Annotated in this window: 12 protein-coding genes; 9 read left to right on the forward strand and 3 right to left on the reverse strand. The window is 45.1% G+C overall.

Annotated elements, in window-relative coordinates:
- The first annotated feature begins 172 nt into the window (after positions 1-172).
- The 3 genes from NST99_RS15290 to NST99_RS15300 all read left to right on the forward strand — a co-directional run bounded on the left by NST99_RS15290 (position 173) and on the right by NST99_RS15300 (position 3,943).
- The gene (locus NST99_RS15290; RefSeq protein WP_341092820.1) at positions 173-748 is read left to right on the forward strand and encodes a general stress protein; all 576 of its coding nucleotides are present in this window, start codon (positions 173-175) and stop codon (positions 746-748) included.
- A 640-nt stretch (positions 749-1,388) separates the two neighbouring features.
- The gene (gene ltrA, locus NST99_RS15295; protein WP_341092822.1) at positions 1,389-2,681 is read left to right on the forward strand and encodes a group II intron reverse transcriptase/maturase; all 1,293 of its coding nucleotides are present in this window, start codon (positions 1,389-1,391) and stop codon (positions 2,679-2,681) included.
- Between the two features lie 902 nt (positions 2,682-3,583).
- Positions 3,584-3,943 (forward strand): helix-turn-helix transcriptional regulator, encoded by a 360-nt coding sequence (locus NST99_RS15300; protein WP_020432045.1) that lies wholly within the window; start codon positions 3,584-3,586, stop codon positions 3,941-3,943.
- Between the two features lie 2 nt (positions 3,944-3,945).
- Here the strand turns inward: NST99_RS15300 and NST99_RS15305 are convergent, their stop codons facing one another.
- Positions 3,946-4,509 carry a conjugal transfer protein TraR gene (locus NST99_RS15305; protein ID WP_341092823.1) on the reverse strand — a complete coding sequence of 188 codons (564 nt, stop codon included), beginning with the start codon at positions 4,507-4,509 and terminating at the stop codon, positions 3,946-3,948.
- A gap of 186 nt (positions 4,510-4,695) precedes the next feature.
- On the opposite strand from NST99_RS15305, the gene NST99_RS15310 reads away from it, so the two are divergent.
- From NST99_RS15310 to NST99_RS15335, 6 genes are all read left to right on the forward strand, one after another.
- Complete coding sequence (locus NST99_RS15310; RefSeq protein WP_038591281.1) at positions 4,696-5,079, forward strand: DivIVA domain-containing protein; 384 nt, start codon at positions 4,696-4,698, stop codon at positions 5,077-5,079.
- Between the two features lie 43 nt (positions 5,080-5,122).
- Entirely contained in the window at positions 5,123-7,870 is a 2,748-nt protein-coding gene (locus tag NST99_RS15315; protein ID WP_341092826.1) for a CHASE3 domain-containing protein, read from the forward strand.
- A gap of 211 nt (positions 7,871-8,081) precedes the next feature.
- A complete protein-coding gene (locus NST99_RS15320) occupies positions 8,082-8,948 on the forward strand; it encodes a PRD domain-containing protein (protein ID WP_076109252.1) in 867 nt (288 codons plus the stop codon).
- A gap of 22 nt (positions 8,949-8,970) precedes the next feature.
- On the forward strand, positions 8,971-9,489 hold the full coding sequence (locus NST99_RS15325) for a PTS sugar transporter subunit IIA (protein WP_341092829.1): 519 nt from the start codon (positions 8,971-8,973) through the stop codon (positions 9,487-9,489).
- Positions 9,490-9,523: 34 nt separating this feature from the next.
- Entirely contained in the window at positions 9,524-10,978 is a 1,455-nt protein-coding gene (gene nagE / locus NST99_RS15330) for an N-acetylglucosamine-specific PTS transporter subunit IIBC (protein WP_341092830.1), read from the forward strand.
- A gap of 115 nt (positions 10,979-11,093) precedes the next feature.
- Positions 11,094-11,408, forward strand: a complete 315-nt coding sequence (locus NST99_RS15335; RefSeq protein ID WP_341092831.1) for a hypothetical protein — start codon at positions 11,094-11,096, stop codon at positions 11,406-11,408.
- A gap of 197 nt (positions 11,409-11,605) precedes the next feature.
- Here NST99_RS15335 and NST99_RS33730 read toward each other — a convergent pair whose 3' ends face one another.
- Together NST99_RS33730 and NST99_RS15340 are read right to left on the reverse strand one after the other, a co-directional pair.
- Positions 11,606-11,791 (reverse strand): ImmA/IrrE family metallo-endopeptidase, encoded by a 186-nt coding sequence (locus NST99_RS33730; RefSeq protein WP_445745031.1) that lies wholly within the window; start codon positions 11,789-11,791, stop codon positions 11,606-11,608.
- Positions 11,792-11,991: 200 nt separating this feature from the next.
- Positions 11,992-12,624, reverse strand: a complete 633-nt coding sequence (locus NST99_RS15340; protein WP_341092832.1) for a hypothetical protein — start codon at positions 12,622-12,624, stop codon at positions 11,992-11,994.
- Between the last annotated feature and the right edge of the window lie 76 nt (positions 12,625-12,700).

Below are 12,700 nucleotides of genomic sequence, written 5' to 3' on the forward strand. Positions count from 1 at the left end.
CGATGAATCGACCTGCACGGATGCAGCTTGTTGATTAGGGACGCCTATTGTACGCAGAATAACAAAACTATGAATTTTCAGGGAATTGTGAAGTCTTGCTCCTGTAAACTGTTTGGTTCAGCCGCTAAAGGGTAATAATGTAGCGAACCACAATTACGAAGGAGGGCTTCAAGTGACTAACAAAATTGTAGGAGTTTTCGATACGGAACAAGAAGCGACCAGAGCAATTGAAGGGCTTCAAAGTCGAGGAGTCAGCAATGACGAGATCTCAGTAATCACAAGAGACCGCGATGAATTAAGAAGTATTTCTGATGATACAGGCACGATGGCTCCCGAAGGGGTAGCGACAGGCGCGGCTACAGGTGGTGTGGTAGGCGGAATTACCGGGTTGCTCGCAGGAATCGGGGCATTGGCCATTCCGGGGATTGGTCCCATTCTGGCGGCTGGACCTATTGTAGCAACACTCACTGGAGCAGCTATTGGTGCAGGTGCCGGTGGTCTGGTAGGCGGATTGATTGGTCTCGGTATTCCTGAGGATGAAGCTAAGGAATATGAAGGATATGTCGACAGCGGCAAAATTCTTGTTCTCGTAGATGACAACGGCAGGGGCCGGGATATCCACCAGGTATTCAGCGGCAGCCAATCTCTGAATTCCAGTCGATACAATAACGTCTACAGCGATCCTACAGTGGATGGCACCTTGAACAACAGGGATACAACCGATACTTATAACCGTAACAGATTGTAAATAAAGTTAGATTGCAAGGGGCTTTATCAGTCTTCTTGACCCCATATTTGAACTAACAAAAACGGTTCTTCCGCTGACAAGCCGGAAGAACCGTTTTTTTATTGTATGCGTGCCCAGAAGCACGCATTATCTAGTTGGTGAAAGTCCAACCAAAGGAGGGGCCAAGCCACCTTTGTAGCTAGGATGCCTGCTCATGGCGAAATCTGTGTGTAGAAGCGCATCGACAAAAGTATCGGTCAGAGACCGGGCGAGCAACAATCCAGGCCGCAACATCAAGTGAATCCTGCCGCGTCGTCAAAAAGGCCCTGCGAAGGGGAAGAGAGGGTGCCGAGTCTCGGTACAATAGACGAAGGCCAAGGAAACTGTACAGAACTTGGAACAACAGTGAAGAATCCTCCGGCGTATAGGGAACGGCATGGTTTGAAAGATAATGCAGTGAACTGGGGAGACCCTCCCCCACACGGGATTTTTTTTTTTTAGAAACCCGTAAAGAGGCGCTCTATAAGTCCAGAAGATGAAATGAACCGTCTGTGGGAAGGGAGTCCGAGGGGCTCATAGTACCGAAGAACCTAAGGACAACATAACCTTAGGGAGGGAAGGAGCCCTGCTTTGTTTATGCTTTTGGAGGAGGTACGAGTGAGTGAATGCCAACCGGCTAACGACACCCAAGGAAAAAGTTCAACAACTCCAAGAAAAGCTAGGTCATGCGGCCAAGGAGAACAATAAGCGTAAATTCCATGCCCTGTACGACAAAGTCTACCGCTGGGATGTACTGTGCGAAGCCTGGAAACGGGTGAAAGCGAACAAGGGAGCTGCGGGAGTGGATGCCGTGACGCTCGCAGATATTGAGGAACAAGGAGAAACAAGTTTCCTCAAGGAATGCGAGCGAGAACTGAAAGAAGGCAATTACCATCCGCAGCCCGTACGGCGGCACTATATCCCGAAGAAAGATGGGAAGCCAAGACCGCTAGGCATACCAACTGTGCGCGACCGAGTCATACAAATGGCAACGAAACTCGTGATTGAACCGATCTTTGAAGCAGACTTCGAAGAAGTATCCTTCGGATTTCGTCCGAAGCGAAGCGCGAAAGGAGCGCTAGAGCGAATCCGGAAAGCCTGCAACCGCAAAGGGAATTGGGTAGTCGACGTCGATATCCAAGGTTACTTCGACAATATTAATCAAGAGAAGCTTATGAAATTGGTACAGATGCGTATCAACGACAGGCGGATCCTAAAATTAATACGGAAGTGGCTTCATGCGGGAGTGATGGAAGAAGGAAACGTAAGGCGTTCCGATTTAGGAACACCGCAAGGTGGAGTCATTTCACCGCTTCTGGCGAATATCTATCTGGACTACTTTGACCGACTGTGGGAGAAACACGGAAGTAGAGTGGGAGAACTGACAAGGTATGCAGACGATTTTGTAGTGGTCTGTAAAACCAAAAAGGACGCCGAACATGCGTATGAGCTCATACACAGAATCATGGAACGTCTGGAGTTGACCCTACACCCAACCAAAACCCGCATCGTAGGCCTATGGACAGGAGAGGAAGGATTCGACTTCTTAGGAATGCATCACCGGAAGACCAAAGCAGAAACGTCCCAAGGCAAGGTGTACTACACCACGCAGCAGTGGCTAACGAAAAAGGCGGAGGAACGCATTCGAGGAGTGGTCAAAGAAAGACTGGCTCCACCGAGTATGCGATCGAAATCATTCGCGGAGCATGTAAAGTGGCTCAATCCAAAGATTCAAGGATGGAGAAATTACTACTACACGAACTACAGCCAAAAGAGATTAGCCAAGTTGGATTGGTATATTCTGCAGCGATTAACCCGGTGGTACGCGAAGAAGAGACAACGAGGGATTTGGATGAGCTCACGATCTGAGGTCAAGTATATTGCCAACATGTATGGATTGAAAACGCTATTGTGATCTGCATGCCCATGATTGATGAACATCGGAAAGCCGTATGAGGGAAAACCTCACGTACGGTTTGATGAGGAGGGGCTGGTTAGGCCAGCCCTTTACTCTAGAGAAGATCATGCATTGTGAAAGTTGTGGATCACTCGAAAATTTGATGAGCCACATGCGCGGCTACTTGATCGCATAAAAGCGTCGAAACTTTGTCAGTATGCTGCACAGAAAGCACATTAGAAATCGGTGCGACAGTTATGGATGAAATGAGAGGCACATATGCATCTGAATTTGCTGCACATGGGCTAAATGGCGGAATTAGAGGCATATATGCATCTGAATTTGCCGCACATGGGCTAAATGACGGAATGAGAGGCATAAACTGCTTTTGAATTCGCCACACACTCGCTAATGCGGAATCCAGAAGTTACACAACAATATAGTTCAATCTAGTACACCTATTTAAGTCAACCATTTCACACTAACCTCAAATAAGCATGCCCATTTGAGGTTAGTGTGATTTTCATTTTGTTCCACCTACTTCCCAATCTGTTCCACCTTGTCGCAACTCTATTCCCTAGCTGTTTTCTTCTCTTCGCCTAAGGGTTCTTGAACACGGCGGCAGCGCACCATCCATCACAGCAACTACTATAACCCTAATTTCAACATATGAAAAATTCACAATAGAAAAACCATAAAAATCACTCACCCACATTTCAGCGAGAATAACCACCATTTTGTCTTCACTTATGTCATTAAACAAGGAAAAAGTAAACCCCAAGCAAGCAGGGGCTTCAGGTTGTGAAAATTGGTAAATAGTGCTTTACTAGAGTTATATACGATAGAGTGTTTAATAGAGTTTCCTGAAGAGGTTTGTAAAAATACAAGTAAAGTCATTCCACTACAAGGAGGGGTTGCCGATGGCATTTATGATTGCCCAGCGGGCTTTTATTAAAGTATATCTGATTACGATGGTAGAACAGCACAAGGGATACGGTTATCAAATGCTGGAGGATTTGCGGAGAGATTTCAAAGCTCATGGCTATTCTCCTCCCCAAAGTGAAATCTACCGTGCGCTCCATGAACTGGTGCAGCAAGGAATACTTTACCGCACTAAACAGTTGAAGGGGAATGATCCTAAGGTCGATTTCCAGGAAATTGTCTTATATCATTTCACGGCCGATGGGGAGGAAAAAGCCAGGCTCTATAAGAAGCAGGTGAAGACAGATCTTGACCGCTGCCTCGGTATATTAAACAAGGCGGTAGCGGATAATTTCTAAAGTCAGGAATCCTCTTTTTCTGCATCCTGCCCGGGAGGTGTGACCGGAGAGCTGGCGCTGCCGTAGTCCTCAACGGAATCCCAGGCCCCGGCATCATCAAATCTTCCGCTATGCTCCTGTCGTCCCTCGCCTGCCCCGGCAGGAGGAGGTGTCATTACCTGTTCTTCTACGGGACGGTCGCTTGAGAGCTCTCTGCCGGGAGAGTATTCTACGGCATAGGCTGTGTAAGGAATGGCCTCTAAACGTTCATAAGGGATGTTTTGTTTGCTGGCGGTGCAGACACCGTAGGTCCCATCCTTCATTCGCTGCAGCGCTGCTTCTATCTCTTCTAATTCTTCTGTAAGAGCTTTGTTAATACCCAAATCTCTGCTTCTTTCGAAGGTCTCTGTGCCTGTGTCAGCCGGATGGTTGTCGACGGAGGAGAGTTCACCGGTTGAGATTTTGAGCGAATCACCGAGCAGGCTGTTTTCTTCACCATTACTGGAGAAATGTTGTTCTAATTCTTCCTTGCGCTCTTCTAAAGCAGCTTTAAGTGTGGCCAGCTGCGAGTTACTTAAGTGGCCCATTATGTGATCTTCCTTTCTGCGAAAAGAGTAGTATTGCTGATGTATTCTTACCTTACCCTTTTCGCGGGGAGGGCAATCAATGAAGCTATGAAATCAGAACTGCAACTTTAGTGATATTTTCAGGTTGCACTCAGCCTGTTATAATGGTTACTGCCGGAGAACACAGATAACTTGGAGGTCACTTAAATGGATGAACATATGAAACGCCGATTGGACAAGCAGAGAAAGCTGTTCAGCCAGCTCGGCATTACACTTGATGCACTGACGATTCATGAGAAGGAATTTGGTATGAAGCTTCGTGGTTATGATGCGGAGGAAGTAGACACTTTTCTGGACAGCGTAATCAAGGATTACGAACGATTTTATGCGACGATTGCCGATTTGATGGATAAGTGGCAAGAACAGCAGATTGAATTACGCGAAATGAAAGCTGAGACCAAGGCGATTCCAGTTGCTCCTCCGATCGTTAGAGGAATTGATCCGAGAGAGTTGGAGGATGTTATCATCAAACTTGAAAACAATATCCGTCAATTAAAAGATAGACTGCCACAAAGTGAAGGCTACTTGTGACAATAAAAGTATATATCGGGATGCAAGATGGAGGTTGAAACCTTTGCCCAAGAAGCAAACTTGGAGCTTAAAGATCCGTGGCAAAATTGCGGTAGGCTATGTCTTGATTTTATTAATGCTAGGCCTTTTTCTGCTGATCGTATCCAGTAGAATTACCGATCTTGAGAAGGAAACAGTTTTCCTGAGTGACCATGATATAGAAGTGCACGAGCTTACATATCAAATTGAAAAAAATGTCTTGGATATGGAGACCGGACAAAGGGGATATGCGCTCACCGGAGACAATTCCTACCTGGTTCCATTTAATAGCGGCCTTGCAGCTTGGCAGATCAATCTTGCCAAGCTGAATGGTCTGATTGCAGACAATCCGGACCAGCTGCGGAATTTAGGCGTTATTAAAGAAAATATTCAATTATGGATTGATCTGGCCGGACAGCCAGTAGTAGATCTAAAGCGGAATGGTGAGGATCAAGCCATAGCTAAGTTTTTTCGTAATGATACCGGCAAATCGGTTATTGACTCGATCCGCTCGCAGTCCGACTATTTCCGGGATAACGAGCGGAAGCTAACCAATGAACGGATTTCGAATTTGAAGGAGAGCAATAGCAGACTTCTGATAACCATGTATATTCTATGGACACTGGTTGCGCTGCTAACGCTCTTGATTACGTATTTAATCTCTGCAAGTATTGTTAATCCGCTGCAGCATGTGATCCGGGCGATTAATGGGATCGCTGGAGGCGGCAGTATGTCTGAGCGGATAAAGGTAAAGACCATGGATGAAATCTATGATCTTGGTGAAGCTACAAATAGTCTGCTGGATACTGTGCAGCTGGAACAGTGGAGCAGTGAGCAGCAGACTGCCATGTCCGTAATTCTGCAGGAAGCTACAGATATTTATTTGTTATGCAGGTCTTTTATGAATAAACTGGCAACAACCCTTGAGATGCAATACGGTGCCATTTATGTTATGGATCATAAGGAACGTTATAAATGTATGTATTCCTATGCCGGTGCTGAGAAAACAGAATTCCCGTTTGCAGAAGATTCGATCTTACCCGGTGTGGGTCTTGTGGGACAATGTGCAGTAGATAAACGTATTAAAATAGTTGAAGATTTGCCGGAGAATTATATCAGCATTAATTCTGCCCTGGGCAGAACGGCTCCCCGCTTCGCAGTCATTGCACCGATTATATTTGAGAATAAAACTGTGGCTGTTTTAGAAGTAGCCTCATTGACCCAATGGGCATCGTATCACCATGAGCTTTTGTCCAAGCTTCTGGACATGATGGCGGTTTCTGTGAATTCAGTGATGACCCGTATGGAAATCCAGAAGCTGTACCATGATTCTCAGGTTATGAATGAAGAGCTGCAAGTTCAATCGGAAGAATTGCAGGTGCAATCTGAGGAATTGCAGGTGCAGACCGAAGAATTGCAAAATCAAACGAATGAATTGCTCACGGTCAACCGGGAACTGGAGAATCAGAAGGCCGTTGCAGAGAATGCCGCAGTGGAACTGGAAAGATATAATGAGCAGCTGGAGTTAAGCTCCCGCTATAAATCGGAATTTCTGGCGAATATGTCGCATGAGCTGCGTACTCCGCTGAATAGTATGCTTATCCTATCCCAACTGCTGGCCGAGAACCGCAATAATAACTTAAACGAGGAAGAACAAGGCTATGCTTCGGTCATTCACAATTCCGGCACTGATTTGCTGGTCATGATCAACGATATTCTCGATCTGTCCAAGGTTGAAGCCGGCAAAATGATGGTGGAAATGGATGCGGTTAATCTTACGGAGCTGCCTACATTGCTAAAGGGGTATTTTGGTAAAACCGCCGAACAACAGAGATTGGAGTTTTCTGTGAACATCGGTGGAGAGGTACCAGATCTTTTTTATACCGACGAAATGCGGCTGCATCAAATTCTGCGCAATCTGCTCTCCAATGCCTTTAAGTTTACGGAGGAAGGTTCCGTGCAAGTTGACATTACCCGGATCGAAGCTTATTCTGACCCGCAGTATAACCCAACTGAGCCAGTTTTGGCTTTCTCCGTCAAGGATACGGGAATCGGGATTTCGGAAGAGCATCGTGAGCTGATTTTTGAAGCTTTCATGCAGGCAGACGGTTCAACTGTACGCAAATTTGGGGGAACCGGATTGGGTCTGTCAATCTCCCTGCAGCTGGCCAGATTACTGGGCGGGTATATTTCACTGCAAAGCGAGCTGGGCCAAGGCAGCACCTTTACACTATTTCTTCCTTGCCGTTGCCTTGAAGCTGACATGGAGGATGGACTTCAGCCTCCGGGCTCCTGGTCATCCGTTGCGGCGGCACGGGAGCGGGAAGTCACTCAAAAGCCTGAGAAGGCCACTATAACTGTGGACACAAGTTTGTTTGAGAAACAATATGAGATGCTTCAAGGCAGGACTGTGCTGATTGTTGATGATGATCTTCGTAATATTTATGCTCTTAAGCAAGGGCTGGAGCCTTATCAGATGAATATCCTGACGGCACAGTCAGGCTTTGAGTGTTTACAGATTGTCAGGGAACAGGCAAATGTGGATATCGTACTGCTCGATATTATGATGCCGAATCTGGATGGTTATGATACTCTGTCTATCATCCGTGAAGAACTCCTGCTTCCGGATCTGCCGATTATTGCAATTTCAGCTAAAACTATGAAAGAGGACCGTGAGAAGTGCCTGGCGGCGGGCGCAACTGATTTCATAAGTAAACCCGTAGTAATGAAAGACGTGATTACCCGAATGTGCCGATGGATTACAGTTGAATAAGCTTAGGCTTATGAGTTTGCTTGACTTTTGAAAAATTACCATTGACGGCGATATGAACTATGATTTATGATAGGCTCATAAATGATCATTTATATGTAGTTGGCGTGTTACCGTAAAGGGCATGAGCCAAGGATTGTCTTCATTCATTTGAGACGGTTCTTGGCTTTTTTTGTTGCCTGTAGCTTGAATATTAGGGGGAGGAGGGGAGAACTTGTCACGGGAAATCGAACAATTTCAAGTGCAGCGTGTGATTGGGAATAACGTTGTAATGGTCCAGGGAGAAAAGAATGGCAAGGAGTATGTCATTATTGGCAAAGGCATCGGCTTTGCGGTGAAGGATGCCGGTGTGATTGAAAGCAACGATCACCGGATCGAAAAGCTGTTTCGCCTGGAAGACCGGGAAGAATGGAGCCAGTATCAAATACTGCTTGAGGACATTGATCCTAAAATAATGAAAATCACCGATGAGATTATCGGAGATATCACCTGTCAGTTTCCCGGCAAGTTAAACGACAAGATTTATTTGGCGCTCCCGAGTCACATCCAGTTTACCATCTACCGTCTGAGGGGCGGGATGGATATTATTAATCCTTTTTTACAGGAAACCAAAATGACTTTCCCGAAGGAATTTGAGATCGCTTTCAAAGCGGCAGAAAAAATCAGTGAAGAGTTTAAAATACAGATTCCTGAGGACGAAGTAGGGTTCCTCACCTATCATGTATACTCTGCTGTGAGCAATGTTCCGGTTGGACAGCTGGTGAAAGCCTCCAATATCGTGAATGAATTGATTGAGATGATCCGGGAGGAGCGGAAGATTACCTTTGAGCACGGCAGTATGAACCATGTCCGGTTGATGATTCATCTGCGTTTTTCGCTGGAACGGATACTGCAGGGATCCTTAATAGATAATCCCTTCGTGAAGCACATTAAGAAGGAGTATAAAGCGGAATATAAGCTGGCGCAGAAACTCGGGAAAGTAATGCAAAGTTCACTGGAAGTGGAAGTTCCTGATGAAGAATTATGTTTCCTGGCGATGCACTTGCACCGGCTATTCCAAACTTTAGAGAAGAACAAATAGCAGCTTGCGAGGAGTGGCGCGGATGTTTCCCAAATGGAAATCCAAAAAAGAAGAGCAGCATACTGAACAGATCATAGAAATTACAGCTCCTATTAGCGGGCAAGCGGTTCCTTTGAATCAGGTCCCTGATGATACCTTTGCCGGCGGACACATGGGCAGCGGAATTGCAATTGAACCTGCTGAGGGGAGGCTGAAGGCTCCGTTTGACGGTAAGATTGCCCATATCGTGAAATCGAATCACGCATTGATTCTTGAGCATCCGTCCGGATTACAGCTGCTGTTACATATCGGAATCGACACGGTCAGCCTGAAAGGCAACGGATTTGTCAGCCATGTTGTTACCGGAGACAGCGTAAAGGCAGGGCAGACCTTGATTGAATTTGATCTTAACGCTATACAGGCGGCAGGACTTGCAACAATCTCGCCGGTAATCGTAACGAGTATGGAGGAACATCTACCGGAAGTAGAGTGCCTCTATGGTGCAGTCACAGCGGGTACGAATATCGTTCTACGGGTGGCTTCAAAGCACTGGCATACTTGAGCAGAACCAATCATGAAACCAAGGGGATGATATTATGTTAGCTTTTTTACAAAAGTTAGGTAAGTCTCTGATGCTTCCGGTCGCAACATTGCCGGCAGCAGGGATTCTGCAAGGGTTAGCTTTGATTAATTACGAAAAAGATTGGCATCTGGGGGCTAATGTAGGCGGATTCCTGAATCAATATGTTGCTCCATTCCTGAATGCTGGCGCGGGCGCCATATTCAGCAATCTCGCTTTAATATTTGCCATCGGTGTGGCTATAGGGTTCGCCGGAGACGCTGTAGCGGCATTGTCTGCACTTATTTCATATCTGGTTCTCACCAAAGTTCTGGAAATAGTACCCTTGCAGTTCTCATTTATCAACGACAACGTTGTGCTGAATATGGGAGTGCTTGGAGGGATCTTCGCCGGTGCATGGGCGGCCTTCCTCTATAAAAAGTACCACAATATCAAGATGCCGGACTGGCTGGGATTCTTCGCAGGCAAACGTTTTGTGCCGATTGTGACTGCCGGTTCCATGATGGTGCTTGCCATATTCGTAGGTATGATCTGGAGTCCTATACAGGATGTAATCAGCGATTTCGGGAACTGGGTTGTGGGTCTCGGCGCGGTGGGCGCATTTATCTTCGGTACAGCCAACCGCTTGCTGATCCCTATCGGATTACACCACGTACTCAACACCATAGCCTGGTTTCAAATTGGTGACTTTACCAATGCAGCCGGTGAACTGGTACACGGGGACTTGACACGTTTCTTCGCCGGAGACAAAACTGCAGGTATGTTCATGACCGGGTTCTTCCCGATTATGATGTTTGCTCTGCCTGGTGCAGCCTTTGCTTTTATCCATACCGCAAAACCGGAGAAACGTAAACTGGTAGCCTCAATCTTTATTGGTTCCGCCATTGCTTCCTTTTTAACAGGTATTACCGAACCGCTTGAGTTTTCCTTTATGTTTGTTGCTCCGCTTTTATATCTGGTGCATGCCATTTTGACAGGATTATCAATGGCCCTGATGTACATCCTTGATGTTAAGATGGGCTTCGGGTTCTCCGCCGGTTTGATTGATTCCTTGCTGCACCTAAAGCTTACTACTAATGCATGGATGCTAATCCCGATCGGACTTGCGTTCTTCGCCTTCTATTATGTGCTCTTCCGCTTCATTATTGTGAAATTTAAGCTGAAGACGCCTGGGCGGGAAGATGAGACCGAGGATGAAATTGTGGAAGTGTCCGTTGGCGGGGCTTCGGCAGCCGTTTCTTCCCAAGCCGCAAAAATTCTGGAAAACATCGGCGGACCGTCCAACATCCGGAATATTGATGCCTGCATTACACGGCTGCGGTTAATCGTAAACGATGATAAGGCGGTAAAAGATGCTGCACTTAAACAGCTTGGCGCTTCAGGGGTTATGAGACTTGGTCAAGGTGCGGTGCAAATCGTATTTGGTCCAAAATCAGAACAGATTAAGGATGATATAAAGAAGCTTATGTAATAACTATCATGTGCGGGCATCTCTGATGTCCGCATTTTTTTTGTGAGGCGCCTCTTGTAATATATATAATACCGAGTATAATACTTGGTATAAAAGAAGTAAGGAGTCGGTACACATGTCAGTCAATGATTATCTGGATCTATATAACTACGCCAAAGCAATTAACGATGGACAGTGGCAGGCAGACATCATTGAGAAATTAAAGAACTTCAAGGAAGCTTCCGAAGAACGGGAAAGAGTGGAGCATGTCCAGGAACTCTGGAACCGGTTTGATCATATAAACCTGATGCTGATGGAATTGTTCGCCAAGTTGAGGGAACATGAGGATGCTGAGGACAGTTACCGGTGGAAAGAAAAGATTTGGGAGTTGAAGATGGAGCGGATTACACTGGCTAAGCAAATACAGGAGAGATATATCAAGATTAGATAACAGATGAATTGACACCATTAGTTGGTCATGCAAAATAATAAAAAAATGACATATTCGCTGCATCCGATAATTGAGTTTATTAAGGGTGAAGCGTAAGCCGTCATCATCGGTCAACACAAAGTTCCCTTCAACAGCTTCACTTTTACGCGTAGGTATTGGCATCTGCTCAAGCATGAAGAATGGGATAATAGCATACATCATAAATCATTTTCTTGGGCTTCGCGAAACATTTCCGGCATCCATCGTTGATCACCGGAGTAACGGATGACGTGGCAAAGCTCATGAAAGAATGTTTTTCGCTGTTCTATGTAGTTGTCTCGTCTGTCGATAAAAATAACCCTATTCTCATTCTCGCTAAATGGGCTATTGTCGTAATAAATGATGTCACTCCGAAGATCGCGGCAATCTTGTCTATATCAAGATCGATAGGTGCACATACACCATTTGACCTGTAGTGTTCCTCGATCCATTGTTCCAGAGGAGGTTTGAAGTAGTTGGAAAAATCATGTAATTACCTCGGATGAGTACGTATGTTCTATTTTGAGGTAAAGATAAAAGCCATTGCTGGCTTTATTAATATTTTTCATTCGCCCTTTAGTTTGAATACACCATCTGAATATGTACCTAATTCGTAATTTTGTATGCTGACGGTATGGGAAAGGCTTTTCCATTCAGGTAGGTAATCTATATAAATTTCACGAATTGATTCAAAATAAGTTTCTGTATCCTTCAATAAATCCTCAATCATTACTTTTAATTCTCTATCCGTTAAATCAAAATGCCCTTGCCCTTCATACTTCGCATCAATTAATGGTTGGGTTGATAAGTCAATATCAGATCCGCTGGTACCCATAGCTGAAAGAGTCTTCCGGAAAGTTATTTTATTGATTACAAAATTATCAGTAACGACACCATCTTCCATAGCATGTTGGAGAGCGTTAAAAACTAGCGCATTAATAAATTGTTTATTTGTTATATCTTGTGATTGAAAAGCTTGATTTTGGGTCTTAAATTCACTATCGGCTAATTCAAACTTGTTTGATAGTTCATTAAATTTTTCTTCTATAGAACGACTTTTCATAAAAGAGAAAATCGAAAAGGTGACAGAAGCTACAGTTATTAGAAGAAGCGTTGAAATGAGAAAAATCTTTGTTCCATTAGTAACTTGGCGTGGTTGTTGTTTCTGTAATAAAACGGGTTCGTTGGGTTGTTCCATAAAAATCTTCCTTAAATTATCCTCATCGGCTGAGGGATTTGCTTATTTTTTTGTGTCTTCTATTTCCTTAAGCATT

The organism is Paenibacillus sp. FSL L8-0470, assembly GCF_038008625.1.
In the GTDB taxonomy this organism is placed as follows: domain Bacteria; phylum Bacillota; class Bacilli; order Paenibacillales; family Paenibacillaceae; genus Paenibacillus_AQ.

Coding starts and splice junctions, on each gene's coding strand:
- NST99_RS15335 (WP_341092831.1), top strand. CDS start 11,094: ATGTCAGTCAATGATTATCTGGATCTATATAACTACGCCAAAGCAATT.
- NST99_RS15305 (WP_341092823.1), bottom strand. CDS start 4,509: ATGGGCCACTTAAGTAACTCGCAGCTGGCCACACTTAAAGCTGCTTTA.
- NST99_RS15325 (WP_341092829.1), top strand. CDS start 8,971: ATGTTTCCCAAATGGAAATCCAAAAAAGAAGAGCAGCATACTGAACAG.
- NST99_RS15310 (WP_038591281.1), top strand. CDS start 4,696: ATGGATGAACATATGAAACGCCGATTGGACAAGCAGAGAAAGCTGTTC.
- NST99_RS15300 (WP_020432045.1), top strand. CDS start 3,584: ATGGCATTTATGATTGCCCAGCGGGCTTTTATTAAAGTATATCTGATT.
- NST99_RS15340 (WP_341092832.1), bottom strand. CDS start 12,624: ATGGAACAACCCAACGAACCCGTTTTATTACAGAAACAACAACCACGC.
- nagE (WP_341092830.1), top strand. CDS start 9,524: ATGTTAGCTTTTTTACAAAAGTTAGGTAAGTCTCTGATGCTTCCGGTC.